This is a genomic window from Micromonospora sp. CPCC 205558 (genome assembly GCF_036902955.1).
Classification (GTDB): Bacteria; Actinomycetota; Actinomycetes; order Mycobacteriales; family Micromonosporaceae; genus Micromonospora.
Genome location: NZ_JBAKHR010000001.1, coordinates 335,596 through 360,180, shown reverse-complemented (window position 1 = coordinate 360,180; position 24,585 = coordinate 335,596). Strand labels below are relative to the sequence as shown.

The window sequence follows — 24,585 nt, the reverse complement described above, 5'->3', positions numbered from 1 at the left end:
CCTGCCCGTCCGGACCGTCAGCTCACGCCCCGAACCGCCTCGATGATCGTCTCGGCGATCTCGCTCGGTTTGGCCACCGCCATCGCGTGCGAGCCACCGACGATTTCGCGCTGCCCTCGGGGGTTGGCCCGCTCGGCCATGAAGCGGTGTGCCTCGACCGGGATGTTCTTGTCCGCGTCCCCGAACACGAACCAGCTCGGCAGCGATCGCCAGGCAGCGTCTCCGGTGAGCCCGTCACCCAGAGCCTGCTCGGTGATCGGCCGCTGGGTCCGGGCCATCAGCGCGGCCTCGTTGCCCGACGCGTCCGCGCAGAACTGCGCGTGGTACTGGCTCTGGCCGATCGCCACGTCGTTCCCACCGGTCGACACCGGGTACTGCACCAGCGTGTCGGCCAGGGTGCTACCGGGAAACTTCCCGGACAGCGTCAGCGCCGACTCACCCGTGTCCGGGGCGAGGGCGTTGACGTACACGAGGGCCCGCACCGAGGTGTCGCCGGCCGCGGCCTGCGTGATCACCATGCCGCCGTACGAGTGGCCGACGAGGACGACCGGCCCGCCGATCCCGCGGACGACATCTTGCACGTACGCGGCGTCGCCCGCCAGGCTGCGCAGCGGGTTCGCGACGGCCACCGAGTTGTACGCGGCGCCCAGCCGCTCGAGCACTCCGTTCCAACTCGCCGACTCGGCGAACGCGCCGTGCACGAGCACGATGGTGGGCTGTGGTTCAGGCATGACTGGTGCCCCCTCACTCCGTGAAGCTGTTCACCGCCGGTCGCACGCCTGGATACCCGTTCCGCGAGGGTGAAACGTCCGGTCCGACTGGCTTCTCGCCGTAGAGTGCACCAACCCGATGTGCAGGAGGCTGCGGTGGCTGCGACGACGCCGACCGAGACGGTGACCGAGGTGATGGCCGAGCTGGCCGCACTGGCGGACCCGAAGACGCGCGAGGTGAACGCGAAGCACGGTGACGATCACGGTGTGCACCTCGGCAAGCTCCGTGCGCTCGCGAAGCGGCTGAAGACACAGCAGGAACTCGCGCGCCAGCTCTGGGCGACCGGTGATTCCGCGGCGAGACTGCTGGCGATGCTGATCTGCCGTCCCAGGGCGTTCGAGCGTGACGAGTTGGACCTCATGCTGCGCGGGGCGCGCAGCCCGAAGGTGCACGACTGGCTCGTGAACTACGTGGTGAAGAAGAACCCGTACGCCGAAGAGCTGCGGCTGGCCTGGTTCGTCGACGCGGATCCCGTGGTCGCGAGTGCCGGCTGGGCTCTGACCACCGAACGCGTGGCGAAGAAGCCCGAGGGTCTGGACCTCCCGGGACTGCTCGATGTGATCGAGACCGAGATGAAGGACGCGCCGGATCGCCTGCAGTGGGCGATGAACCACTGCCTGGCGCAGATCGGAATCGAGCACGCTGAGCACCGTGCCCGGGCGATCGACATCGGTGAACGCCTGGAGGTGCTCAAGGACTACCCGACCTCCCCCGGTTGCACGTCCCCGTTCGCGCCCAGCTGGATCAACGAAATGGTGCGCCGCGCACGATAGGCACGCTCTCGGCGCGGGCAGGGTCGACGGCGTCTCCCGCCCACCCCCTATAGTGAGTTCCATTATGGGACTTACTACGTTCTGGCGGTGGTGGGTCGCCGGCACGACCAGCCACCTCGGCTCGGCGGTCGGCGCGCTGGCGCTACCACTGACCGCGCTGACCGTGCTCCACGCGTCGGCCTTCGAGATGGGCCTGGTCACGGCGGCGGGCTACCTGGCGTACCTTCTGATCAGCCTGCCGGCAGGCGTGATCGTGCAGCGTCTGCCGCTGCGCGGCATGCAGGTCGCCCTGGACCTGGTCCGGGCCCTCGCCATCGCGTCGGTCCCGCTGGCCTGGTGGTTCGACATGCTGACGGTGGCCCAGTTGATCGTGGTCGCCCTGGTGGTGAGCTTCGCCAACGTGCTGTTCGACGTGGCGAACCAGACGTTCCTGCCGGAGATCGTGCCGGCCGCGCAGTTGCAGGCCCGCAACAGCCTGACCTCCGGCACGCACGCCGCCACCGCGCTGGGCGGGCCGTCCCTGGGCGGTCTCGCGGTGCAGTTGCTGGGTGCGGTGCCGACGCTCTTCGTGGACGCCGTCAGCTACCTGCTCTCCGCCGTGTTGCTGCGCACCCTGCCGGCCCGGCGGGTGCAGCGACCGGCCGAGCGGCCACCGATGGTCACGATGATCCGGGAGGGCTGGCACTTCGTGCTCCGGCACCCGATCATCGGACCGGCCATGTGGGACGCCACCGCGACGAACTTCGTCAACGGCGCCATGCTCGCCCTGTTCCCGTTCTACCTGATGCGTGAGCTGCACGCATCGCCGGTCACGGTCGGGCTGCTCATCGCCACCGACGGCCTCGGCACGCTCATCGGCGCGGCGTTGACGACCCGGTTCACCAACCGTTTCGGCACCGCCCGCGGCCTGATCATCGCGGCCTTCGTCGGCGTGGCCGGCGCGCTCATCATCCCGCTGGGCAACGGAACCGCCGCATTCCTGGCCTTCGCGGTTGGGAACCTCATCTTCGCCAGCTCCACAGTGGTGCTCAGCGTGACCACCCGCACGTACCGGATGCTCGCCAGCCCGCCGGAGCTGCTGTCCCGGGTGATCGCCACCGTCAAGTTCGTCTCCTGGGGCGCCATCCCGGTCGGTGGCGTGCTCGCCGGCACCCTCGCCGGGCCGCTCGGTGCCCGCACCACCCTGCTGATCTTCGGAGCGCTCACCGTGCTGTCCCCGATCATCTACCTGTCGACGCCGATCCGTCGGCTGCGTGACCTGCCGCTCGACCCCGCGCCGACACCCACCGAGGCCCGGGTGTGAACCGGCCACGCTCAGTCCACATTGCTCACTCAAGATATCGACAGAAGGTGTAGGCCCCGGTTTCCCGGGGCAAGAACCCGCACATGGAGGGAACGGCGGGGTACGAGCGGCACCCACTCGGCCAGCGGCACCGAACCGGTGACCCGGATCGGGCAGGGCTGGCGACACCGCTGCCGGCGGCCTGCGTCTGATGCGGCTGAGGCACAGCCTCCCCCCGGTGGCAGTCGGCGCGGTGGCGCTCGGCGCGGCTCTGGGCGCCAACCCCGCCCGTGCCGACACTCCGTCGCCGCGTCTCCCGTTGGTGGAGGTCTCCGCCTCGCCGGAGGCCATCAAGGTTTCGGTGGACGATGTGGTCGAGGTACAGCTGACCGTCCCCCTGCCCGTGCCGACCGCAGTCGTCGACCTGCCCGTGCCTCTGCCGTCGGCCGTTCCACTGCCCCTGCCGTCGGCCGTCCCGCTGCCGACGCCCTCGAAGAAGCCCACCACCGCCCGGCCAGGTCGACCAGCTGGGGCCCCCGCGTCCCCGCAGGGCACGGCGGCACCATCCACCTCGGCGGCCCCGAAGGCACCCCCTGCCCCGCGAACCTCACCGGCGCCGTCCACGTCCGTGCCGGCGACGGTGACCCGGGGCGGCGCCCACGGCACGTCCGATGGCCGAGCGTCGGACCGGGCGCGGGCGGCGAGGACCGCCGTCACCGGACAGCGACCCGACGCGCCCGCCCGTCCCGTGCCGGGGCCACCGGCGTTCGTGCTGGCGCTCGCGTGCGCACCGACCGGCGGCGCCGGCGGCGGCGCTGATCCACCCCCGTCGACAGGCGAAGCTCCGCAGCTCACCCCGCCGCTGCGCCCCGGGCTCACCGTCGGCGCCGTCGACCTACGCGCGACCAGCCGACCGGTGGAGCGTGGCCCTCCCCCGCCCCAACAACTCCTGATCACCCACACGCGTCCACGACGTTGATCAGGAGAGGTTCATGGAAATCGCCGTTATCTGGATACCCGCCCACATCGAGCCGTCGGAGCCCGCCGTCGCGAGGTGTCTCAGCCACCTTCGCCGACACTCCTACCGATTCACCGGAATCATGCGGGCCCCGTGGGAGACCGTCGAGCAGACGATGATCGACGGTGAGGTGGACGTCGTCGTCATCGCCGACTTCGCCCACCTGCCACCGGACCGGTCCCCCCGGATCGAGCTGGCCACCACCGGCGGCGACGCGGACGGGGACCACCCGGCCTCCGACACACAGTTCGACTGACACCACGAAGCGCCTCGTCGGTCACCGACGGGGCGCTTGGTCGATCTGGTCATCCGGCGGCCGAAGGCTGCCCTGGCGGATCAGGCCGCGACGGCAGCCCGGACGTCGTCGTCGGCGGCGCGCAGCCGGGCTGCGGCCTCCTCGGCGGTGCAGTTCGCCAACAGCAGCACGATGGCGGTCTTGGCGTGCCCGTGCGCCGCCGCGAGCGCCCGCGCCGCCGTGTCCAGATCGGTGTCGGCGGCCTCCGCGACGATCCGACGCGCCCGATCGACGAGCTTCTCGTTGGTGGCGTTCATGTCCACCATCAGGTTGCCGTAGACCTTGCCGAGCCGGGCCATCGCGGCGGTCGAGAGCATGTTGCAGACCAGCTTCTCGGCGGTGCCGGCCTTGAGCCGGGTGGAGCCGGTGAGCACCTCGGGGCCGGTGGGCACCTCGATGGCGACGTCGGCGTGGCGGCTGGTCACCGCGCCGGTGTTGCAGGCCACGGAGACGGTCGCCGCACCGAGCGCGCGAGCGTGATCCAACCCGCCGACCACGTATGGGGTACGGCCGCTGGCGGCGAGCCCGACCACCGTGTCTCGGGCGGTCAGGCCGATCGCGGCGAGGTCGGCGACGGCGCGGGTCGGGTCGTCCTCCGCGCCCTCGACGGCGACGCCGAAGGCTCGTGCCCCGCCGGCGAGCAGACCGACGACCCGGTCGGGTGTCGTACCGAAGGTGGGTGGGATCTCGACGGCGTCGAGCATGCCGATCCGGCCGCTGGTGCCCGCGCCGAGGTAGATCAGCCGTCCGCCCTGGCGAAGCGACGCCACGATGACGTCGACGGCGGCGGCGATGTCCGGCACGGCCCGGCGGACGGCGTCGGCGACCGTCTGGTCCTCGTCGTTCATCGCGAGAAGCAACTCGGTGGGAGACATCCGATCGAGGTCGCTGGTCTTGTCGTTGCGGGTCTCGGTGCCGAGGGTGCTGAGGTCCACGGGGTGCTCGTTCCTCTCGCTGGTACGCAGTCGCCGGCCGGCTGGGTGCGGTCTCCCGGGGCGCCGGGCGGCCGTTGACGGCTCGCCGTCGCGGCCCGCCAGCGGGTCCAGGCCGAGGCGCAGCTGCGAACAGTCCCCGTATCAGCAGGCTGAAACCTCAGCGTAACCAGCCCGGACGGGTGGTGGCAAAAAGTTTCGCGTTACCCTTGGCCAACGTCACTTATTGACACCCCCGCTGGTTGGGAGCGAGCCGTGCGTCAACTCGACCTCGTCGTGATCGTGCTGTACCTCGTAGTGATCGCCTTCGTCGGACTACGCCTGTCCGGTAAACAGAAGTCCGCCAAGGACTACTTCGTGGGCGAGGGCCGACTGCCCTGGTGGACCGTCTCGTTCTCCGTGGTCGCCACCGAGACCAGCGTCCTGACCGTGATCAGTGTTCCCGGCGGCGCCTACAGCGGTCAGGGCTTCGGCAACGTCGAGCTGGCCCTGGGCTACGTCATCGGTCGGGTCGTCGTGGCCGCGGTGCTCATCCCGCTCTACAAGCGGGGTGGGTTCGTCAGCGCCTACCAGTACCTCGGTGAGCGGTTTGGCCTGAAACTTCAGGGTCTGGCGTCGGTCACGTTCGTCTTCACCCGGCTGCTCGCCGAGGGCGTACGGCTGTTCGCCTCGGCCATCCCCATCAAGCTGCTCCTCGACGAGTTCGGCCTGAACGTCGGCTACCAGGCCATCATCGTCGTGCTCACGCTCATCACGGTGATCTACACCTACCTCGGTGGCATCAAGGCGGTCATCTGGACCGATGCCATCCAGATGGGGCTCTACCTGGGTGGGGCGATCCTGGCCATCGCGGTGCTCAGCCACGCCGTCGGCTTCGACGGTTACTCGCAGGCCCTGGACGCCGGCAAGTTCCAGCTCTTCGACACCAACTTCACGCTCGCGCACGTGCTCACCAGCCCGTTCGCCCTGCCGACCGCGATCATCGGCGGCGCCATCTTCGCGATGGCCAGCCACGGATCGGACCAGCTGATCGTCCAGCGCATCCTGTCCACCCGCACGCTGCGCGAGGGGCAGAAGGCGATGATCTCCTCGGGCATCTTCGTGGTGATCCAGTTCGCGGCGTTCTCCCTGGTCGGGGCGCTGCTGTGGTCGTACAACAAGGGTCAGACCTTCAAGGAACTCGGCCTGGCCAGCAGCGACAACCTCTACCCGAGCTTCATCCTGCACGCCCTGCCGGTGGGCATCTCGGGTCTGCTGGTGGCCGGCATCCTCGGCGCCGCGATGGGTTCGCTGTCGTCGGCGCTGAACTCGATGTCGAACTCCACGGTCGCCGACTTCATCCACAGCTTCTTCCGCAAGGTCCCGTCCGACGACGTGATGCTCCGGCTCGCCCGGGTGATGACCCTGGTCTGGGCGGTGCTGATGGCGATCTTCGCCTGCGCGTTCAGTTCCAGCACCGGAAACGTCTATCTCACCGGTCTGACCATCGCCGGCTACACCTACGGTGCGCTGCTCGGGGCCTTCCTGCTCGGCCGCCTCGTCAAGCGGGCCAACCAGGTCGATGCGGTGATCGCCTTCCTCGTCACCGTGGCGGTGATGACCTACATCGTTCGATACGTCAAGATCGACGTGACGACGGCCGGGACCACCACCGCCACCGCCATCGCCGCGCAGTGGCTGGTCCCGATCGGCGTCCTGATCACCCTGGTCGTCGGCGCGGTGTCGAGCCGGTTCCACCCGGCCCCGGAGACGCCGTACGACCATGGACGCACCGACGAGGTCGACGACGATGCGGCGGCGCCCGCCGGCCGGGCGTGAAGGAGGACACGATGCGCGTGATCGGCCTGATGTCCGGAACCTCCTACGACGGCATCGAAGCCGCCGCCGCCGAGTTCGAGCTGAGCGGCGACACCCTGCGGATGCGACCGCTGGGCAGGCTCAGCCACCCGTACCCCGAGCAGCTGCGCACGCAGATCGCCGCCGCCCTGCCGCCCGCGCCGACCACCACCGAGGCGATCTGCGTGCTGGACACCGGCATCGGCCAGGCCTTCGCCGAGGCCGGCGTGCGGGCCCTCGCCCAGCTGTGCGACGGCCAGGCCGACCTGGTCGTCTCGCACGGGCAGACCATGCACCACTGGGTCGAGGCCGGCACGGTGCGGGGTACCCTCCAGCTGGGTCAGCCGGCCTGGATCGCGGAGGCCACCGGTCTTCCGGTCGTGGCCGACCTGCGCAGCCGCGACGTCGCCGCCGGCGGCCAGGGCGCTCCCCTGGTCGCCCTCTTCGACGCGCTGCTGCTGGGTGGCCTGCCCGGCGTCCCCGCCGCGCTCAACCTGGGCGGCATCGCCAACATCACCGTCGTCGCTCCGGACGCGGACCCGCTCGCCTTCGACACCGGGCCGGCCAACGCGCTCCTCGACGCCGCCGCCCGCCACTTCAGCGGTGGCACCGAGGAGTACGACCGGGACGGACGCGGGGCGGCCGCCGGGCAGGTGAACCCGGTCCTGCTGCGGCGGCTGCTCGACGAGCCGTACTACCGGCTACCCAGCCCGAAGAGCACCGGGAAAGAGCTGTTCCACCTGCCCTACCTGCTCGCCGCCCTCGCCGACGCGCCCACGCCGGATCCGCAGGACGTGCTGGCGACGCTCACCCGGCTGACGGCGGTCACGGTGGCCGGCGCGTGCCGCGAGCACGGCGTCACCCGGCTCGTCGTCTCCGGCGGCGGGGCACACAACCCGACGCTGCTGGGCATGATCGCCGACGAGCTGCCCGGCGTCGACCTGTCGTCCAGCGACGAGCTGGGCATCGCGTCGGACGCCAAGGAGGCGCTGGCCTTCGCGCTGCTGGGCTACCTGACCGTGCACGGGCTGCCGGGCACCCTGCGCTCGGGCACCGGCGCGCGGCACCCCTCGGTGCTCGGCAGCATCACCCCTGGTCGGCATCCGCTGCGGCTGCCGACCCCGGTCGGCACCGCCCCGGCCCGGTTGCTGGTCGACGCGTCTCCGGTGGCCGACTGACCACCCTCCCGGGAGGATCCGCCCATGAGCACCGTCGTACCAACACCGACCGCGGCCGGCGCTCGCGCCCGCGAGGTCGCCGAGCTGCTGCGCGCACGCCTCGACGACCCGAGCCGGGCCAGCGCCGAGCTGCCCCGGAGGCTGGCGGCGGCACACGACGCCTCGCCGTACCTGTTCGAGCCGCAGGCCGTGGTTCGGGCCGCCTCGGCGGCCGAGGTTGGGGCGCTGATGGCCGGCGCCCGGGAGGCCGGTGTGCCGCTGACCCTGCGCGGCGGCGGCACCAGCCTCGCCGGGCAGGCCGGCGGCGCGGGCGTGCTGGTCGACGTCCGCACCGACTGGCGGCACGCCGAGGTCCTCGACGACGGCCGCCGCATCCGGCTCCAGCCGGGCCTGACGATCCGGCAGGCCAACGCCCGGCTGGCCCGCTACCGACGCCGACTCGGGCCGGACCCGGCCAGCGAGGCCGCCTGCACGGTCGGTGGCATGGTGGCCAACAATTCCAGCGGGATGACCTGCGGCACCACCGACAACGCGTACCGCACCATGGAGTCGCTGCGCTTCGTGCTCCCGTCCGGCACCGTCGTCGACTCCGGCGCCCGCGACGCCGACGAGCGGCTGCGCGCCGACGAGCCCGACCTGCACGCCGGGCTGCTGCGGCTGCGCGACCGGGTGCGCTCGACGCCGGGGTCGCGCGCCACCATCGAGCGGCTGTTCGCCATGAAGAACACCATGGGGTACGGGCTGAACTCGCTGCTCGACCACAGCAGCCCGGTCGAGATGCTCGCCCACCTCATGATCGGCAGCGAGGGCACGCTCGGCTTCGTGGCCGAGGCCGTCTTCCGTACCGTCGAGATCCACGACCACGCCGCCACCGGCCTGCTGATCCTGCCCGGTCTCACCGACGCCACCGACGCGCTGCCGGCCCTGCTCGCCGCCGGCGCCCGTACCGCCGAACTGCTCGACGCCGCCGCGCTGCGGGTCAGCCAGCGCGACCCGGGTGCGAGCCCGGCCCTGCGCGGGCTGACCGTCGCCGGCCACGCCGCGCTGCTGGTGGAGTTCACCGAGGAGAGCGCGGAGCGGCTGGCCGCGACGCTGGCCGACGCCCGGGGAGTGCTCGACCAACTGCCGGCCGTCACCGGCACCGAGCTGACCCGCGACCCGCGCGAACGGGCCAACCTCTGGCACCTGCGCAAGGGCCTCTACACCGCCGTCGCGGGCGCCCGCCCGCCCGGCACCACGGCCCTGCTGGAGGACGTCGCGGTGCCGATGCCGCGCCTGACCGGCACCTGCGACGGGCTGATCGACCTGTTCGACAGGCACGGCTACCCGGACGCGGTGATCTTCGGACACGCCCGCGACGGCAACCTGCACTTCATGCTGACCCAGTCCTTCGACACCCCGGCCGAGATCGACCGCTACGCCCGGTTCACCGACGACATGGTCGACCTCGTGCTTGCCGAGGGGGGCACGCTGAAGGCGGAGCACGGCACGGGCCGGGCCATGGCGCCCTTCGTCCGCCGGCAGTACGGCGACGAGCTGTACGACGTGATGCGCGAACTGAAGCGGTTGTGCGACCCCAGCGGCCTGCTCAACCCCGGTGTGCTGCTCAATGACGACCCGACAGTGCACCTGCGGCAGCTCAAGGCCGTTCCGACGGTCGACCCCGAGCTGGACGCCTGCGTCGAGTGCGGCTACTGCGAGCCGGTCTGCCCCACCGCCGATGTCACCACCACCCCCCGGCAGCGCATCGTCCTGCAACGGCAGATCGCTCTCGCCACCGCCGCCGGCGACGAGGAGCGCCGCCGGGAGCTGACCGCCGACTACGCGTACGCCGCCGTGGACAGCTGCGCGGCGGACAGCCTCTGCGTCACCGCCTGCCCGGTCGGCATCGACACCGGGGCGGCGATGAAGCGGCTGCGCGCCGAGCGGCACACCCCTCGCGCCCAGCGCACCGCCCGCACCGCCGCACGGCACTGGCAGGCCGCGGTGACGGGCGTCCGGGTGGGACTGACCGCCGCGCACGCCGTTCCGACGCCGGTGACCCGCGCCGCCACCGGGGTGCTCCGTGGGCTCGGCGGCACCGAGCTCGTGCCACGGTGGAGCGACGACATGCCGCGCGCCGGCGCTCCCCGCCCCGCCCCGCGCAGCGTGCCGGACGCCCAGGCGGTGTTCTTCGCGGCCTGCGTCGGCAGCCTCTTCGCACCTGAGGACGGCCCGCGCGGCGGTTCGGCTGCGGCGTTCCTGCGCCTCTGCGAACTGGCGGGGGTGCCGCTCGTCGTCCCGGCCGGCACGGCGGGCCTGTGCTGCGGAACCCCGTGGCAGTCCAAGGGCTACCCGGCCGGTCACCGCGAAATGGCGGAGCGGACCCTGGCCGCCCTCTGGGCGGCCAGCGACGAAGGTCGCCTGCCCGTCGTCTGCGACGCGTCATCGTGCACGCACGGGCTGACCCAGCTGACCGCCGCCCTGGCCGAGGAGGACCAGGCACGGTACGCCGGGCTGCGCGTCGTCGACAGCGTCACCTTCACCGCCGAGCACCTCCTGCCGGCGCTGCCGCAGCCCCGGCGGCTGGGCTCACTGGCCCTGCACCCCACCTGCTCCACAGTGCACCTGGGCGGGATCGACGACCTGCGCACGGTGGCCGAGGCGCTCGCCGACACCGTCACCGTGCCGGACAGCTGGGGGTGCTGCGCCTTCGCCGGTGACCGGGGGCTACTGCACCCCGAGGTCACGGCCGGCGCCACGGCCGCGCAGGCCGCCGAGATCAACCAGCGCGACCACGACGCGTACGCCTCCTGCAACCGCACCTGCGAGATGGGCATGAGCCGGGCCACCGGCCAGCCGTACCGGCACGTACTCCAGGTTCTCGTCGAGGCGGTCGAGCCGCCGGCGTAGCTACCTGTTCCGCGCCGACGAGCGCGCCGCCCGCCGCGGATCTGCGGCGGGCGGCGCGGTTGGTGCCTGATCTCAGGAGAGCGCGATGTCACGGTAGTAGTAGCGCAGAATCGCCTGGTAGTTCTTGCCCTGGTTGGCGAGATCACGCGAGCCGTACTGCGACATCCAGTCCCCGTCCACCCAGGCACCGCAGGCGGTCGTCGACTGGCAGTAGTGCGCCCGCAGGATGTTGCCGCTCCGGGTCATCCGGGTCGACCACGTCCGGTCCACCGCCGCGGACGTCGACGTCTGCGCCGACGACGGCCGGTAGACCTGGTCAGCGGTGTCGTCCCGGACGTCGTAGCACTGTCCACCGGGCGTCTTCCGGGTCGAGTGCAACGCCCAGTACCAGGCGTAGCTCTTCACGGCCATCGCACCGGCGTCCAGCGAAGCGGCCGGCCAGCTCGTGATCCACTCGTTCGGGAGGACATTCTTGACGTACGTCTTGAAGTCGACCCGAACGACCTGCCCGAGACTGGCCCGGTAAACGAGGATGGTGCTCGGCAACTTGCTGTTGGTGCCGTCGGTGCTGCAGCCCGTCACCCCGCTCACCAACTCGTGCGAGGCGTTGTTGTTCTTCAGCGTGGCGTTCAGGTTGCCCTTCGCACCGGCCGCGAAGTCCTGAGTGGCGCCGGCGAAGTTGCTGTTGAAGTAGACCCGCACCGTCTTGCTGGTCCGGTTCCACACCGACGCGGCGTTGTTCTTCACGCACAGGCCCTTGCCGCTGCCCGCGCCCTTGAAGTCGTAGCAGGTCGGCTGGGTCGTACCGTAGTCGTCCAGTGAGTCGGTGAAGTCGGAGACCGAGCCGGCCTGGTTGCTGTTGTAGTAGTAGCAGAACTCGCCGCTGTCGCAGGTTCCGTCCCGGGTGGCCGCCGCTGCCGGCGAGGCCACACTCAGGATGGAGGTGGACATGGCGAGGACGGCGCCGACGATGGCGAGGCCCTTGCGGATGTTCACAGCGCCCTACCTCTCGTTGTAGCCCTGGGAGTTCCAGAACGAGGTCGGGTCGGCGTTGTCCAGGACGGGGTCGCCGACGCTGACGGACGCGTGGGTCTGCCGGCCGGCCCGGACCTCGACGTGGGTGTGCGCGCCCGAGCTGGAGGTCACCCCGTGCCACGACTCATCGGCGATGATCTGGCCCTTGCTGATGGCGTCGCCCGCGCTCACCCCGGACCTCGGCGCGGTGTGCAGGTAGATCACCGTCTTGTTGAGCGAGGAGTTGTAGATGGAGATCGTGGACAGGCCCCCGCTGCCGGTGGCGCCCCGCGCGACGTAGGTGACCGTTCCGGAGACCAGGGCGCGCACGTCCGAGCCGACGCTGCGGGCGATGTCGATGCCCTCGTGCCGGCCGGGCGTCGTGGTGTAACCGTCGAAGCCGCACGTGACCGAGCCGCCGCTGGCCTGGTACAGCGCGTACGACAGGTTCGTGCGGGTCGACGGCGCGAACTCGTGCGAGGCGTTGTTGTTCTTCAGCGTGGCGTTCAGGTTGCCCTTCGCGCCGGCCGCGAAGTCCTGGTAGGAACCGGCGTAACCGCTGTTGTAGTAGACGCGTACGGTCTTGGTGCTGCGGTTCCAGACCGAGGCGGCCTCGTTCTTGATGCACAGGCCCTTGCCGGCGCCAGCGCCCTTGAAGTCGTAGCACGAGGGCTGCTCGGTGCCGTAGTCGGCGAGCGAACCAGTGAAGTCCGAGATCGACCCCGCGTTGCCGCTGTTGTAGTAGTAGCAGAACTCGCCGCTGTCGCAGACCCCGTCCCGGGCCGCCGCCGACGCGGGCGATGAGACGCTGAGAATCGAGGTGGTCGCGGCCAGCGCGACGCCGACGGCGGCGAGGCTCTTACGGATGTTCATGGTGTCCTTTCAGAAACGGTGAGGCGGGTGCGGGTCACTGCCCGCGCTGGTACTGCTCCCAGGTCCTGATCAGGACCTGGGGGCCGTCGTCCGGTCCCTGGTTGGCCAGGCCGTTCATACCGAGGTAGTAGTCGCCGACCTGGTGTTGCGCCTGGCTGGACAGGTCCGTGTCGTTGATCGCCGCAGCGTGGATGTGCCACGGCCAGTCGCCCTGGCTCGGGTTGCGGACCCAGGCGGCGAAGCCGACCCGACGCAGGGCCTTGGCGGCGGCGGTGCGCTTGGCGGCGGTCATGCCGGTGACGGAGATGTCCACCACGCCCCCGCCGTCGTGCGTACCGGCCGAGGTGGGGTCGCCGCCGGGGTTGTACGAGCCCTGGTCGAGCACCAGGGTGAAGCCGAGCAGACGCTGCGCCTCGGCCAACATGGCCTGGGTGCGGGCGTTGACGACGTACCCGTCACGCGGGACCTTCGCGCCCGGGCCGATGGTGTTGCCTACTGTGTAACGGTTCAGCCCGAGCTTCGTCAGTGACGTCGTGCCGGGCAGCCCGTTCGCGGCCAGGCCGGTGTAACCGAGTGAACGCTGGTACGCCGCGTACGCCGAGATGGTGACGGTGCCGAAGTAGCCGTCGACCCACTGCGCGTTCAGCAGACCCTGCGCCTGGAGCGCCTGCTCGACGGCGAGCACGGAGTTCTTCGCCCCCGGGGTCAGTGTGCTGTCGGCGCGGCGGGGGTCGATCTGGGCGGCCAGGACGGTGGCCTCCATGTCCACGACTGGCCGCGCGGTCGTGGTGACGGTTCGCTGCGCGGTGGCGCCGGACGTCGCGGCCCAGGCGTGGGCCGGAACGCCGACGGCCACGCAGAGCGCGGCGAGCCCGACGGATAACCAGGGACGACGCAAGATCGATCCTCCTCGCAGGTGGTGAGTCGTTCGGAACGGACATCACCTTGCGTGAATCGACCTGCTGTTCGGTACCCCTCATGTCGTGTCAGATCCGTCAGGCCGTCGCTGACCTCGATGAATGCGTTGTTGTCAGTTGTGCTGGCACCCGGGCCTGACATCAGGCGTTCGCACTCTGACGCCGGTCCGGGTAACCGGGAGCGTCGTTCAGTCGATGACGTTCACCATGAAGAACACCGGCCGGCGGGTGGGAAAGGACTCCTGCCCGTTCTCGTCGACCATCTTCCAGCTGACCCAGCACTTCCCGGGCCGGCTCGGCGCGGTGACCTGAACACTGATCATCACCTGCTCGTCGGGCGCTGTGTCACCGATCGCCACCCGATCCGGCACCTGGCACCCGTCCGCGTCGGCGGTGGGGTTGATCCGCGCGAGGAATCGGTTGTGCCAGGCGATTTTTCCGTCGTTCTTGAGCGCCCACACCTTGACGAACTGGGAGTTGACCCGCACCTTGGTGCCGTCGGGGATGGTGACGTCGCCGAGGAACTTGCTCGAGTCGCCGGGGATCAGCGAATCCGAGAACGCCGACGCTGACGCCGCCACAGTGCCGGGGTCGTCCCGGGACGACCGGCTGCGGAGGATGGCGCCCAGGACGGCGACCATCGCCACGACCACGATCACCGCGGCGGCGGCGAGCCACGGCATCCTCTGTCGCCGCTCACCCACGATCTCCTCGTCGGTCTGCGGAAACTCGGTCTGCGAAAACTCCGTCGGCTCGCCCGGCGACGACGGGGCGGGGATGCCGGACACAACGGGTCGGTAGGCCGGCAGGGAGTCGGTCCCGGCGTCGGGCTTCTCTTCACCCGTGGTGAGCGGGGTCTCGGTGTCGACAGGGGAGTCGGTACGCACCGGCGTGATGTCGCCGTCGGCGCTGCCGTCGACCGTTCCGGCGTGCTGCGCGTCCTCCCATCGGCACCGCCACTGGACCTCGTCCGCCTCGCAGGCTCGGACGAACTCGCGGACTGTCTCCCAGGAGGGAAACCGTGTGCCGGCGGCGGCCTCGTGGAGCGTGGTGTGCGAGATCCGGCCGGACCGCCCAGCCATCTTGCGGAACGACGGGTCACCCGCGGCGGCCCGCAGTGCCCGAAGCTGTGTGGCGAACTCCTGGGCGGCTTGTCTGTCCGGAATCGACCCGGTGACGGCACGCTGGTCCTTCATTCACTCCCCCAGTCAGACGACGTTGTCAGGCGTTGTCAGAGCGTGTCAGAGGGTACCGAACAAGCTGCGGCGGCCATCAATGTGGTGCATCGACGACACAGGGGGCGACGGCCCCCGGTGCATTGAAGGAGGTCACCGATGAAAAGCCTTTCCCGACGTGGCGTACGCGTGCTCGCGGCCGCCGGTCTGGCGGTACCCGCGACGCTGGCGTTCGCCGGACCCGCGCACGCCGAGACCAACCCGCGCTGCGCCGGCTCGGTGCAGATCGGCGCGACCGCGTACGTCACGGTCGGCGGTCAGACGGCGGCGTCGGTCAAGCAGTACAAGGGCTGCGGTAAGAACTACGCCTACACGTACGTGTGGCAGCAGTACCGGGCCACCCACGGCTCGTACCAGGTCTGCACCTCCATCGTGACCGGCACGACGCTGCGCGATCTGCAGTGTTCCAGTGGCCCGGAGGTCTGGTCGCTGGGCGCCAACACGCTGTCGGTGTGCACCCGGGCCCTCGGCGGCATCTCGGACGTGGCGCAGAAGGAGACCGGAGTGCGCTGCTGACCGAAAGCGATCGGTACTTCCCCGGCGGGGCGCTGACCTGGTCAGCGCCCCGCCGGGTCGCGTCACGGGCAGGGCGTTCCCGCGCAGACGTCGATGACCTTGCCGGTACGCAGGAAGACCGCCTTCTGTTTTTGTGCTCCGGCCTGGGCGCGGGGGAACTCGTGCGGATCGTCGCCGAACTCCGGACCGGCCGGAGCGAGGTTGGTGGGCGGTGGTGCGGAGGCCGCGCCACTGTTCCAGATCACGATCGCCGAGCCGGTGTACGGGTAGCGGCGGATCGGCGTGATGCCCCAGTACGGGCGGACATCCAGTGACCAGCCGTCGGCGAGCGCGGGGGTGTGCAGGCGAGCGCCGATGGTGCGCGCCTGCACCTCCGCCGCGGCGGGCGAGACCTGCTGGTCACCGAAGGCCACGTGCATCAGCACCTGGTGCGCCGGGGTGCGCGGCAGTGGCCGGTCGGTCATGTGCTGGGCGTACCCGTTGGCTTCCGAGCGGTCCCACAACATCTGCAGCAACGCGAGGATCAGCTGCTGGCCGGCCTTGTCCGGGTAGGAGCCGTCCAGCACGCTCTGGAACGGTGCGAAGTCCACACTGCGTTGCAGCAGCGTGGAGTAGTTCATCGCCGGTACGCCGAGCACCGACCGGGTCCAGTCCTGGGCGATGGCGGTGAGGGCGCCTCCGTTGATGCCGCCCTGACTGTTGCCGTCGTAGTGCAGCCCGCCGCCGCGATCGATCAGCGGTCGTGCGGTCGCGTCCCGGAACGCGGGGTGGGCGGCGAAACCGTCCGGGTGGATCATCGCGCGGCCCAGGAAGAGGAAGTTCAGGAAGCTCTGCTGCAACCGGTCAGCCACTGCGGGGAAGGCGCTGAGGTCGGTGAAGGCGCCGGCCACATAGGGAACGTCGGCGGCGGCCATGCCGATCCAGCTGGTCGCGCAGAAGGTGAAGTTGTGGGTGTTCGACATCGTCTTGACGTTGCCGGCGTTGATCTCGGTCGGCCGGCCGAGCAGTCCGTGACCGTAGAGCGAGAGGTGCGCCGGTTTCGCGGCTGAGGCGCTGCGTGGGATGTTGCAGACGAAGTCCGCCGCCACCGTCGTACCGGACGGCGTGGGTAGGGCGTTCGGCGTGGGCGGCGCTCCGGTGCCACCGGAACGCCCGTAGTGCAGCCGGGAGCCGGGCCCGCCGTCACCGGTCAGGTAGGACGGCACGCCGATGGTGCCGGTCACCTGTCGGGCGATCAGCGGGTCCTGCTCCGGCGGATAGTCGGTCACCTGGCTGACGGTGAGCGAGGGCGCAGCCCGGCCGAGGTCGGCGAACGCGTCGTCCCGGACCGCCAACATCCGCCCGGTCAGCCCGTGCCGGCTCGCCACCGTGAAATCCCAGGCCAGGTAGAGGCTGTGCCGTTTGACACCGGCCCGGGTCAGATCGGTGAGGATCCGCCGCATCTGCGGCACCCGGGCGTCGTGGCGCTTGAGGCCGACACCGGTCACGTACGTCGTGAACGCCTTTGGTGCCCGGATCGACGCCCCGTTGCCGTCGCGCAGGCCGCGCAGCCCGACGACGTAGCGGGTGCCCTCGGTCAGTGCCACCGCCGGACGGATGATCAACAGTTGTCGGTCGGGCTGGCCGGCGGCGTGTGCGTCCAGTTCGGCCCAGTACGGCGTGCGTTTGCCGGTCCGGGCGTTGAGCAGCACGATCGGCGCGTCCGGCGCCAGCGACCGGCCGATGTCGGTGACCGGCGCGATCCGGCTCGCCGTGGCGTCGAGCCCGGGTACGCGCACCAGGATCGGCGAGCCCGGGCTGAACCCGTCCTGCCGGTTCCACTCCGTCGGGTCGATCGGGGTTCCCTGCACGTTGGCGGGCATCGCGGCGGCGGCGAACCGTACCCGCTTGCCGGTGGGGCTGCTCCGGTCCGGCACGGTGAAGTAGTCGTTCGGGAACGGCAGCAGACAGGCGGTCGGGTCGATCGGGTCGCAGGACGGGTGCCCGGCCGGTGCGGGAGTCGTTGGCGGTGCCGCAGGGGCCGCCGTGCCGAGCAGGACGACGACCCCCGCGGTCGCCAGCACGGACACGGCGAGACGGAGCCCTCTGGAGGTGGTCACACGCATCTCCTTTGACGCTGGACGGATCGATGCAGGGGCCGACGGTGGTGGTGATGTTCTTCCTACGCTCATGAAAGAACCTCAGCAAGCGTCGATGCGTCCGCCCACGCCAGCGGTGACTCACCAGAACGTCAGGCGGTGATCACCGGCCAGGCGTAGGCGAGCAGGGCGCAGGCGGCACCGAGAAGCGCGAGCGAGACACCCCTCGTGGGCAGCGGCAGAGCGGCGAGCACGATCAGGATGACGGCGATGACGTAGAGAAATGCCTGGGCCGACATGATGTTCTCCTCGATCAGGGGGTAGAGGGCGGCTGCCCTTCATCCGCCGGGATGCCCCCGAGCGTGATCGCGGAAACGTCCCGCTGATCACGGTTCGGCCCACAGTGGGGACACCGGGCCCCCCGGCCCCCCGCCCCCACGCCTGGAAGGGAGAGGGTGTGACCAGCAGTCCGCCCACCCCCCCGCCCCCAACACCAACACGTGAATGCGCTCGTTCGGAGGGCTCGGGAGGATCAGCAGCCGATCCGGCTGGTCCCCACCGCGACGTCGTCGTACCAGAGGGTGTCGGCTCCGCCGCCGTAGCTCTCCCAGCCCAGCTTCAGGTCGGTGAGCTGCGGTCGCCAGGTGCGGTTGTACCACTGGCCGTCGATGTCGTGCGTCGGTGCCCCGTCGGCGGTCAGCCCCGGGATGGCGGTGCCGTCCAACCAGGTACGCAGCTGACCGGCCGCTCCGTCCACCATGAATTCCACGCAGGTCCACCGATTGGTGGGTAACGGCAGGCTCTGCGCCACCCCGGCCGGGCTCTGCTCGGGCAGGGTCGCGTCGTCGGAGGCGCGGTTCCACTGCAGGGCGCCGTTCTGGCCACCCAACCGCAGATCCTTGTTGCCGTCGGCGGCGTCGACCATCGCCATCATCGTGGTGTGTTCGGTGGGCTGGGCGGTGGTGTGCCGGACCCAGATCCGGCCGTACCGGACGTTGCTCACGCTGCCGAGGTTCTTCGTGGACCTGACGAAGACGTGATTGCAGTACCCGGCGGCGCCGTTGATCCGGACCGACCGGCTGCCACTGTGCGTGGTGGCCGTGTCGATGGTGGCGGTGCCAGCGCCAGAACAGTCCGGGCTTACCACGGCCCAGTCACCAGACGGCGTCGAACCGGTCTGGCTCTCGAAGCCGTCGCAGAGCACCGCGCCGGCGCACCCGGTCGGAGGCTCGGTCGTCGGCGGCGGGGTGGTGGGCGGGGGCGTCGTCGGCGGGGTGGTGGCGCCGTTGCACGGTACGCCGTTCAGACTGAACCCGGTCGGCGCGCCCGCACTGGAGCCGTACGTGCCCTGCAACCCGAACTCGGTGGAGCCGCCGGCCGGGATGCTGCCGTTGTACGACAGGCTGCGGGCTGTCACTGTCGAGCCTGACTGGCTGACCGTGGCGTTCCAGCCGTTGGTGACGCGCTCGTCCCCGGCGTACGTCCAGGTGACGGTCCAACTGGAGACGGCGGTGTCCCCCGGGGAGACCTTGACGGTGGCGGTGAATCCGCCGGGCCACTGGTTGGGCGTGTAGTCGACCTGGCAACCCTGGGCGGCCACGGCTGGGCCGGTGAGCACTGCCGCTCCGGTGGTGGTCGCGGCGGCGGCCAGCGCGGCGACGACCACCAGGGTCGAGGCGGGGCGGGCACGGAAAATCCTCATGGAAGGTCCTTTGGATCGAGCTGGGTGGCGGCGGCGACGGCACGTCCTTCGACGGACGCGACGCGACAACGTGCCCTGGATGCGGCGCGGCGGTGCGCCACAGCGACCGGTCGCGCGTACGACCGAAGTGCCCGGCTCGGGGTGGACCTGTCAGTCGCCGACGGCCCGGTCTCCCAGACTTCAGCGACGCCCGCCCTCAATCTATTGACGAATGCCTATTCAATCAAGCGTCGGCGCTCGGGGTTCCGCTCCGACGCCACCCGCCTGGCGCGCTCTCTCCGGCGGGCGAGATCCGGTGTCGACAGGGAAAGAATGTTCCGGTCCCGTGTCGATCCGTGGGCTGCCCGTTCGACGTGGGGATGCTGGGGCCGGGAGACGGCCCCGTCGAATGAGGAGAACGCGATGTCCAAGTACCTGTTGATCATGCGGGGCACCGATGAGACGAACGCGGCCATGATGGCCGATCTCGACCAGATGATGGCCGCGACCCACCAGTTCATCGAGGACATGATGAAGGCCGACGTTCTCGTCGCGGCCGAAGGGCTGGACGATCCGCGCCTGGGCGTCGTGGTCGACTTCCGTGGCGAGGCACCGGTGGTCACGGACGGCCCGTACGGCGAGACCCGGGAGTTGTTCGGGGGCTATTTCGTGCTCGATGTCGCCACGAAACAGGAGGCGGTCGAGTGGGCCAAGCGGGTCCCGGCGGTCCGCGGCTCCAAGATCGAGGTACGGCGGGTGGCCGAGGCCGACGAGGTTCCGCAGGGCGAGCGCGACGGCCGGATCTGATGGGTACGGCCGACGTCGAGGCCGTCTGGCGGATCGAGTCGGCGCGGATCATCGCCGCGCTGACCCGGTTCACCGGTGACTTCGGGCTGGCCGAGGATGCCACCCAGGAGGCGGTGGCCGAGGCCCTGGTGTCCTGGCCGCGGGCCGCTCCGACCAATCCGGCCGGATGGCTGATGGCCACGGCCAGGCGGCGGGCGATCGACGCGATCCGCCGCCGGGCCGCCCTCCAGGACCGATACGCCCTGTTGGCCGCCGACCCCGCGATCGACCAGGAGATCGACCCTGACCGGATCGACGATGACGTGCTGGCGTTGATGTTCGTCAGCTGCCACCCGGTGCTCCCCCGCGAGGCGCGGGTGGCGCTGACCCTGCGGGTGGTGGGTGGCCTGTCCAGCGAGGAGATCGCCCGCGCGTTCCTGGTGCCCGTACCGACCGTGCAGGCCCGCATCACCCGGGGCAAGAAGGCGATCGCGGCGGCCGGAGTGCCGTTCGAGCTACCGCCGGCCGGCGAGCGCCGGGAGCGGCTCGGCGGCGTGCTCAGCGTCATCTATTCGATCTTCACTGAGGGGTCGACTGCCACGTCGGGCGACCGGCTGTTGCGCCCCGACGTGGCGTACGAGGCGATCCGGCTGGCTCGCACACTGGCGGCGCTACAGCCGGACGAGCCGGAGGTGCACGGCCTGCTCGCGTTGTTCGAGTTGACGGCCGCGCGCTTCCCGGCCCGGACCGACCCGGAGGGCGCACCGATCCTCCTCGCGGACCAGGACCGCCGGTTGTGGGACTTGTCGGCCATTCGCCGTGGGCTGGCCGCGCTGGCAAAGGCATCGCAGCGCGGCCTCGGCCCCTACGGCCTGCAGGCCGCGATCGCGGCCACCCACGCGTCGGCACCCTCTGTCGAGGAGACAGACTGGGCCCGGATCGTCCGGCTCTACGAGGCGCTCGGCCGGGTCGCGCCGTCGCCGGTGGTCGAGCTCAACCGGGCTGTCGCCGTCGCCATGGCCTCGGGCCCGGCAGCGGCCCTGGCCGTCGTGGACGACGTGATCGCCTCGAACCGGCTCCCCGGCTCGCACCTCGTCCCGACCGTACGCGGTGAGCTGCTGACCCGCCTCGGCCGGCTTCCGGAGGCACGCGCCGAGCTGGAACTGGCCGCCCAGCTCTGCGCCAATCAGCGCGAACGCTCAGTGCTGCTCGGCAAGGCGGTCGCGCTGAGCCGCGAATGAGTGGCCGGGTCGGCACAGGGCCACGTCCTGCTCATGGTCACGTGCGACGGAGGCCGGCGAGGACGAGGGCGATCACGCCGTCCGCGTCGGTTCGGTAGGTCGGCTGGTCGTAGGCCGCACAGATGCCGTGGAGGGTCATCATGACGGCGCCGGCGCCCACGTCGTCGCGGATGGTTCCGGCCTTGACGGCGGCGGCCAGCAGGTCGGCGACGACCTGACCCAGGGCCTGGGTGCCCTCCGCCAGCGCCCCCGACTGAGTGGCCATCAGCGTCGCGAGGGTGCGGGCGAGCCCTTCGTGGCGGTGCAGGTGGTCGACGAAGCCACGCAGGAAGGATTCCAGCGCCTGGTCGGCGGGGAGGGTGGCTTGCAGCTCGTGGGCTCGGTCACACATGGCGGTGAGTTCTTCGCGGTAGACCGCTTCGGCCAGGGCTTCGCGGGTGGGGAAATGGCGGTAGAGCGTGCCGGTGCCCACACCGGCCAGTTTGGCGAAGTCGTCGAAGCGCAGGTCGAAGCGGCCGTCGGCGAAGAGCTCGCGAGCCTTGGCGATCAGGGCGTCGCGGTTGCGGCGGGCGTCGGCGCGCAGTGGCTTGGCATCGGTCACGTGGGGGCCCCAGGTTGACAAGTGGAGACTATCTCCATATTTTCGAAAAGCGGAGACGGTCTCCAATTATAGGGTACGAGGTGCCAGGTGAAGATCCTGATGTTCGGCCGCGGCGTGATCGGCGCGGTGTACGGGTGGGCCCTGGAACGGGCCGGGCACCATGTCGAGTTCTACGTCCGGCCCGGGCGGGCGGCGACGTACGGTGATGCGATCGATCTTGATCTCCTTGACGCGCGGCGGCGACCGTGGGGGAAGCGTGTCGCCGAGAGGTGGCCGGTGCGCTACCGCGAGTCTCTGGAGCCGGACCACGACTTCGATCTGATCGTGCTGAGCGTGCAGCACTACGGCTTCGCCGAGGCCGCGGCCTTCCTGGGACCGCGCGTGGGCAAAGCCACCGTGCTCGTCTTCAACAACCTGTGGGTCGAGCCGCTGACCGCGACAGAGCACCTTCCCGCCGATCAGGTGGCCTGGGGATTTCCCGGGGCCGGCGGCGGTTTCGGCGACGACAGTGTGCTGCGTGCGGCTCTGCTTCCCGTGGTCACCTTCGGCACTCTCGACCGGCCGCCGACCGAGCGCGAACGGGCCGTACGCCAGGTGTTTCGCGAGGCGGGGTTCAGGGTCCGGGAGAACCGTGACTTCCGTGGCTGGCTGTCGATCCACTTCATCCAGAACGCGGGCCTGCACACGCAGAGCCTGAAGCTGGGCTCGTTGTCCAAGCTGACGCCCAGCACCATGCGCGAGGCGATCCTTGCCATCCGCGAGCTCCTGCCGCTCGTCGAGGCCCGTGGCGTCGACCTGCGGCGGCACCGGAGCGACCTCCTGCCCTTCACGGCACCGGTCTGGCTGGCAGCTCCGGCACTTGCCTGGCTGTTCGGCCACTTCCCGCCGATGCGCCTGGTGATGAAGGCCCACGCCAACCCCGAGGAGCTGCGCGCGGTCTGCCGCGACACCCTGGCGGAGGCACGCAGGCTGGGCGTGGAGGTGCCCCGGCTGGAGGCGGCCGAGCCCTACTTCACCAGGGAGAGAACGATCTAGCCGGGGCCGCACCCGGGCGACCTGTTCCCCGACAGAGGCAGCGCTTCCTCTTCTGTCGGGGAGGAGGGCGACAAGTCGTTACCGGTGAAGACATCGCGGCGATACTGGCAGCGTGGGAACACGTCCGTGGCGAGGCGCTGTCCCACTGGCAGTCGGTTGACCTACTCAGGGAGATGGCAAAGACATGGAACTGACGGGCGCGAAGTGGCGCAAGAGCAGCCGTAGCAGCGGCAACGGCGGCGACTGCGTCGAGGTTGCCGACAACCTTCCGGGCGTCGTCGCGGTGCGTGACTCCAAGGACCCATCGGGTCCAGCGCTGACTTTCCCTCCGACCGCGTGGGTCGCGTTCGTCGGCCAGGTCGCCGAGCGGTCGTAACTCCCGCCATACGCACAGAAGCGCCCGTCCCCGCTTCGGGCGGGCGCTTACGGTGTGCGGCCGGATGCACACGCCCAGCGGGCCTCGACCCGTGCCCGCCTCGATGAGCAGCGCTGGCCCTGGAAACAACGGGAACAGGCGAGCGCGACGCTGCCGGACATGGCCAGTGACCGATCGCCTCGCAGCATCGTCGCCCGGTCAGCTGGTCGCCGGCTGGTAGTCCATGCCGTTGGTGCCGGGTATCAGGCGAGCGGTGTAGCTCGCACCGGCGGTGGTGTCGGCGTCGTCGTCGGCCTCGAAGCCGATGATGGCGCGGGTGAACGGCACGTCGGCGTGGACGGTGACGGCGATGTCGGCCAGCCAACGGTCGAGTGGGGCGCGCCAGGTCAGCGACTCGACGCCGCTGCGCTGGTCGAACGGGTACCCGCCGATCCTGCCGTCCACCCGGGCCAGCGCACCGAGCGGCAGGTAGAGCACCAGGTTGTCGACGTTGTCGTACCTCGTCGTGTAGCTGCCACACACCACCCGCGCGCCGGACGGCAGCGTGAGCGTCCCGCGCAGGTGCCCGCCCATCGTGAACGCGTCCGCGCCGGGAGTCATCTCGACCAGGTCAACCCCGACGCGGCACTCACGGACGTCAGCGGCCCGCCACAGAGCACCCGCGGCCAGGTCGAGTCGGGCATCATCGGCTGCCCCGAGGACCAGGATCAGCTCGTAGAACCCGCCGGTCCAGTTCTCGACATCGCTCATGTCGTCGGCTGCCATCGCGTCAGGATGCACCTCGGCGAGTGCGGTGTCAGGCGGATAATCACGGGGCCTGAGCTGTCGAGCCGGAGGTCCCCATGCGCGTCATCCGCATCCTGCCGAACCTTCCGGTGGCTGACATCGGCGCCGCGAAGGGCTTCTACACCGACTTTCTCGGTTTGAGCACCGAGGAGTTCAACCTCGGCTGGGTGGCCCGCTACAGCTCGCCTGACCCCGACGTGGCCGTACAGCTCGTCTCCGGCGACGCGTCCGCACCCGAGGACTCGGTCATCAGCGCGCAGGTGGACGACGTGGACGCCGCCTACGCGGAGGCACAGCGGCTCGGTTACGAGATCGTGCACCCGTTGACCACTGAACCGTGGGGTGTGCGCAGGTTCTTTGTCCGTGCCCCGGACGGCAACGTCATCAACGTGGCGGCTCACCGCCCCTGAGGTTGACTGCGGACGACCGTTGCCCCGTCGGCGCGGGTGGACCGCGCCGACGGGGCAAC

The 24,585-nt window shown here is 70.5% G+C and carries 24 protein-coding genes and 1 pseudogene; 14 read left to right on the top strand and 11 right to left on the bottom strand.

The window, feature by feature from the left end; genetic code table 11:
- Positions 1 to 17 precede the first annotated feature (17 nt).
- Positions 18 to 731, bottom strand: coding sequence for an alpha/beta fold hydrolase (locus V6U86_RS01560; RefSeq protein WP_334497540.1), 714 nt, complete (start codon positions 729 to 731; stop codon positions 18 to 20).
- Between the two features lie 174 nt (positions 732 to 905).
- On the opposite strand from V6U86_RS01560, the gene V6U86_RS01555 reads away from it, so the two are divergent.
- The 4 genes from V6U86_RS01555 (at position 906) to V6U86_RS01540 (ending at position 4,100) form a co-directional block, all read left to right on the top strand.
- Entirely contained in the window at positions 906 to 1,544 is a 639-nt protein-coding gene (locus V6U86_RS01555; RefSeq protein ID WP_334497857.1) for a DNA alkylation repair protein, read from the top strand.
- Between the two features lie 64 nt (positions 1,545 to 1,608).
- On the top strand, positions 1,609 to 2,847 hold the full coding sequence (locus tag V6U86_RS01550) for an MFS transporter (protein WP_334497538.1): 1,239 nt from the start codon (positions 1,609 to 1,611) through the stop codon (positions 2,845 to 2,847).
- 217 nt (positions 2,848 to 3,064) lie between these two features.
- Positions 3,065 to 3,805, top strand: coding sequence for a hypothetical protein (locus V6U86_RS01545; protein ID WP_334497536.1), 741 nt, complete (start codon positions 3,065 to 3,067; stop codon positions 3,803 to 3,805).
- 13 nt (positions 3,806 to 3,818) lie between these two features.
- The gene (locus V6U86_RS01540; protein WP_334497534.1) at positions 3,819 to 4,100 is read left to right on the top strand and encodes a hypothetical protein; all 282 of its coding nucleotides are present in this window, start codon (positions 3,819 to 3,821) and stop codon (positions 4,098 to 4,100) included.
- An 80-nt stretch (positions 4,101 to 4,180) separates the two neighbouring features.
- Here the strand turns inward: V6U86_RS01540 and murQ are convergent, their stop codons facing one another.
- Positions 4,181 to 5,074 carry an N-acetylmuramic acid 6-phosphate etherase gene (murQ, locus tag V6U86_RS01535; RefSeq protein WP_334497532.1) on the bottom strand — a complete coding sequence of 298 codons (894 nt, stop codon included), beginning with the start codon at positions 5,072 to 5,074 and terminating at the stop codon, positions 4,181 to 4,183.
- Between the two features lie 252 nt (positions 5,075 to 5,326).
- Here murQ and V6U86_RS01530 point away from each other — a divergent pair, with 252 nt between their 5' ends.
- Genes V6U86_RS01530 through V6U86_RS01520 form a run of 3 tightly spaced genes read left to right on the top strand, consistent with a single transcriptional unit; the run spans position 5,327 to position 10,977 of the window.
- A complete protein-coding gene (locus tag V6U86_RS01530) occupies positions 5,327 to 6,889 on the top strand; it encodes a sodium:solute symporter (RefSeq protein ID WP_334497530.1) in 1,563 nt (520 codons plus the stop codon).
- Between the two features lie 11 nt (positions 6,890 to 6,900).
- Positions 6,901 to 8,085, top strand: coding sequence for an anhydro-N-acetylmuramic acid kinase (locus tag V6U86_RS01525; RefSeq protein WP_334497528.1), 1,185 nt, complete (start codon positions 6,901 to 6,903; stop codon positions 8,083 to 8,085).
- A gap of 24 nt (positions 8,086 to 8,109) precedes the next feature.
- A complete protein-coding gene (locus V6U86_RS01520; protein WP_334497527.1) occupies positions 8,110 to 10,977 on the top strand; it encodes an FAD-binding and (Fe-S)-binding domain-containing protein in 2,868 nt (955 codons plus the stop codon).
- Between the two features lie 72 nt (positions 10,978 to 11,049).
- Here V6U86_RS01520 and V6U86_RS01515 read toward each other — a convergent pair whose 3' ends face one another.
- The 4 genes from V6U86_RS01515 to V6U86_RS01500 all read right to left on the bottom strand — a co-directional run bounded on the left by V6U86_RS01515 (position 11,050) and on the right by V6U86_RS01500 (position 14,977).
- A complete protein-coding gene (locus V6U86_RS01515) occupies positions 11,050 to 11,973 on the bottom strand; it encodes a SpoIID/LytB domain-containing protein (protein WP_334497525.1) in 924 nt (307 codons plus the stop codon).
- Positions 11,974 to 11,979: 6 nt separating this feature from the next.
- Positions 11,980 to 12,864, bottom strand: coding sequence for a peptidase inhibitor family I36 protein (locus V6U86_RS01510; protein WP_334497523.1), 885 nt, complete (start codon positions 12,862 to 12,864; stop codon positions 11,980 to 11,982).
- 34 nt (positions 12,865 to 12,898) lie between these two features.
- A complete protein-coding gene (locus tag V6U86_RS01505) occupies positions 12,899 to 13,762 on the bottom strand; it encodes a peptidoglycan-binding domain-containing protein (protein WP_334497521.1) in 864 nt (287 codons plus the stop codon).
- 207 nt (positions 13,763 to 13,969) lie between these two features.
- On the bottom strand, positions 13,970 to 14,977 hold the full coding sequence (locus tag V6U86_RS01500) for an NBR1-Ig-like domain-containing protein (RefSeq protein ID WP_334497519.1): 1,008 nt from the start codon (positions 14,975 to 14,977) through the stop codon (positions 13,970 to 13,972).
- A 138-nt stretch (positions 14,978 to 15,115) separates the two neighbouring features.
- Between V6U86_RS01500 and V6U86_RS01495 the strand changes: the two genes are divergently transcribed.
- Complete coding sequence (locus V6U86_RS01495) at positions 15,116 to 15,532, top strand: hypothetical protein (RefSeq protein ID WP_334497517.1); 417 nt, start codon at positions 15,116 to 15,118, stop codon at positions 15,530 to 15,532.
- A gap of 62 nt (positions 15,533 to 15,594) precedes the next feature.
- On the opposite strand, the gene V6U86_RS01490 is transcribed toward V6U86_RS01495, so the two are convergent.
- From V6U86_RS01490 to V6U86_RS01480, 3 genes are all read right to left on the bottom strand, one after another.
- Entirely contained in the window at positions 15,595 to 17,637 is a 2,043-nt protein-coding gene (locus V6U86_RS01490) for a hypothetical protein (RefSeq protein WP_334497515.1), read from the bottom strand.
- A 125-nt stretch (positions 17,638 to 17,762) separates the two neighbouring features.
- Positions 17,763 to 17,909, bottom strand: coding sequence for a hypothetical protein (locus V6U86_RS01485; RefSeq protein ID WP_334497513.1), 147 nt, complete (start codon positions 17,907 to 17,909; stop codon positions 17,763 to 17,765).
- Positions 17,910 to 18,142: 233 nt separating this feature from the next.
- Complete coding sequence (locus V6U86_RS01480; protein WP_334497511.1) at positions 18,143 to 19,312, bottom strand: cellulose-binding domain-containing protein; 1,170 nt, start codon at positions 19,310 to 19,312, stop codon at positions 18,143 to 18,145.
- Between the two features lie 402 nt (positions 19,313 to 19,714).
- Between V6U86_RS01480 and V6U86_RS01475 the strand changes: the two genes are divergently transcribed.
- Together V6U86_RS01475 and V6U86_RS01470 are read left to right on the top strand one after the other, a co-directional pair.
- On the top strand, positions 19,715 to 20,098 hold the full coding sequence (locus tag V6U86_RS01475) for a YciI family protein (protein ID WP_334497509.1): 384 nt from the start codon (positions 19,715 to 19,717) through the stop codon (positions 20,096 to 20,098).
- Positions 20,098 to 21,318 (top strand): RNA polymerase sigma factor, encoded by a 1,221-nt coding sequence (locus V6U86_RS01470; RefSeq protein WP_334497507.1) that lies wholly within the window; start codon positions 20,098 to 20,100, stop codon positions 21,316 to 21,318. Before V6U86_RS01475 ends, V6U86_RS01470 begins: the two co-directional genes overlap by 1 nt.
- Before the next feature lie 37 nt (positions 21,319 to 21,355).
- Here the strand turns inward: V6U86_RS01470 and V6U86_RS01465 are convergent, their stop codons facing one another.
- Positions 21,356 to 21,919, bottom strand: coding sequence for a TetR/AcrR family transcriptional regulator (locus V6U86_RS01465; RefSeq protein ID WP_334497505.1), 564 nt, complete (start codon positions 21,917 to 21,919; stop codon positions 21,356 to 21,358).
- Positions 21,920 to 22,006: 87 nt separating this feature from the next.
- On the opposite strand from V6U86_RS01465, the gene V6U86_RS01460 reads away from it, so the two are divergent.
- The 3 genes and pseudogenes from V6U86_RS01460 to V6U86_RS01450 all read left to right on the top strand — a co-directional run bounded on the left by V6U86_RS01460 (position 22,007) and on the right by V6U86_RS01450 (position 23,330).
- Entirely contained in the window at positions 22,007 to 22,954 is a 948-nt protein-coding gene (locus V6U86_RS01460; RefSeq protein ID WP_334497503.1) for a ketopantoate reductase family protein, read from the top strand.
- Between the two features lie 65 nt (positions 22,955 to 23,019).
- Positions 23,020 to 23,148: pseudogene (locus tag V6U86_RS01455) on the top strand (XRE family transcriptional regulator); the annotation flags it as partial.
- Positions 23,139 to 23,330 carry a DUF397 domain-containing protein gene (locus tag V6U86_RS01450; protein WP_334497501.1) on the top strand — a complete coding sequence of 64 codons (192 nt, stop codon included), beginning with the start codon at positions 23,139 to 23,141 and terminating at the stop codon, positions 23,328 to 23,330. The pseudogene V6U86_RS01455 and the gene V6U86_RS01450, both read left to right, overlap by 10 nt.
- 198 nt (positions 23,331 to 23,528) lie before the next feature.
- Here the strand turns inward: V6U86_RS01450 and V6U86_RS01445 are convergent, their stop codons facing one another.
- A complete protein-coding gene (locus V6U86_RS01445) occupies positions 23,529 to 24,095 on the bottom strand; it encodes a hypothetical protein (RefSeq protein ID WP_334497499.1) in 567 nt (188 codons plus the stop codon).
- 77 nt (positions 24,096 to 24,172) lie between these two features.
- Here V6U86_RS01445 and V6U86_RS01440 point away from each other — a divergent pair, with 77 nt between their 5' ends.
- Complete coding sequence (locus tag V6U86_RS01440; protein WP_334497497.1) at positions 24,173 to 24,526, top strand: VOC family protein; 354 nt, start codon at positions 24,173 to 24,175, stop codon at positions 24,524 to 24,526.
- The last annotated feature ends 59 nt before the right edge of the window (positions 24,527 to 24,585 follow it).

Excerpts from the sequence above, each read along its gene's own strand:
- V6U86_RS01555 (WP_334497857.1), top strand. The coding sequence starts at position 906 with ATGGCCGAGCTGGCCGCACTGGCGGACCCGAAGACGCGCGAGGTGAAC.
- V6U86_RS01500 (WP_334497519.1), bottom strand. The coding sequence starts at position 14,977 with ATGAAGGACCAGCGTGCCGTCACCGGGTCGATTCCGGACAGACAAGCC.
- V6U86_RS01480 (WP_334497511.1), bottom strand. The coding sequence starts at position 19,312 with ATGAGGATTTTCCGTGCCCGCCCCGCCTCGACCCTGGTGGTCGTCGCC.
- V6U86_RS01450 (WP_334497501.1), top strand. The coding sequence starts at position 23,139 with ATGGAACTGACGGGCGCGAAGTGGCGCAAGAGCAGCCGTAGCAGCGGC.
- V6U86_RS01485 (WP_334497513.1), bottom strand. The coding sequence starts at position 17,909 with ATGTCGGCCCAGGCATTTCTCTACGTCATCGCCGTCATCCTGATCGTG.
- V6U86_RS01520 (WP_334497527.1), top strand. The coding sequence starts at position 8,110 with ATGAGCACCGTCGTACCAACACCGACCGCGGCCGGCGCTCGCGCCCGC.
- V6U86_RS01560 (WP_334497540.1), bottom strand. The coding sequence starts at position 731 with ATGCCTGAACCACAGCCCACCATCGTGCTCGTGCACGGCGCGTTCGCC.
- V6U86_RS01445 (WP_334497499.1), bottom strand. The coding sequence starts at position 24,095 with ATGGCAGCCGACGACATGAGCGATGTCGAGAACTGGACCGGCGGGTTC.
- V6U86_RS01495 (WP_334497517.1), top strand. The coding sequence starts at position 15,116 with ATGAAAAGCCTTTCCCGACGTGGCGTACGCGTGCTCGCGGCCGCCGGT.
- V6U86_RS01440 (WP_334497497.1), top strand. The coding sequence starts at position 24,173 with ATGCGCGTCATCCGCATCCTGCCGAACCTTCCGGTGGCTGACATCGGC.
- V6U86_RS01525 (WP_334497528.1), top strand. The coding sequence starts at position 6,901 with ATGCGCGTGATCGGCCTGATGTCCGGAACCTCCTACGACGGCATCGAA.
- V6U86_RS01540 (WP_334497534.1), top strand. The coding sequence starts at position 3,819 with ATGGAAATCGCCGTTATCTGGATACCCGCCCACATCGAGCCGTCGGAG.
- V6U86_RS01470 (WP_334497507.1), top strand. The coding sequence starts at position 20,098 with ATGGGTACGGCCGACGTCGAGGCCGTCTGGCGGATCGAGTCGGCGCGG.
- V6U86_RS01490 (WP_334497515.1), bottom strand. The coding sequence starts at position 17,637 with ATGCGTGTGACCACCTCCAGAGGGCTCCGTCTCGCCGTGTCCGTGCTG.
- V6U86_RS01475 (WP_334497509.1), top strand. The coding sequence starts at position 19,715 with ATGTCCAAGTACCTGTTGATCATGCGGGGCACCGATGAGACGAACGCG.
- V6U86_RS01510 (WP_334497523.1), bottom strand. The coding sequence starts at position 12,864 with ATGAACATCCGTAAGAGCCTCGCCGCCGTCGGCGTCGCGCTGGCCGCG.
- V6U86_RS01550 (WP_334497538.1), top strand. The coding sequence starts at position 1,609 with ATGGGACTTACTACGTTCTGGCGGTGGTGGGTCGCCGGCACGACCAGC.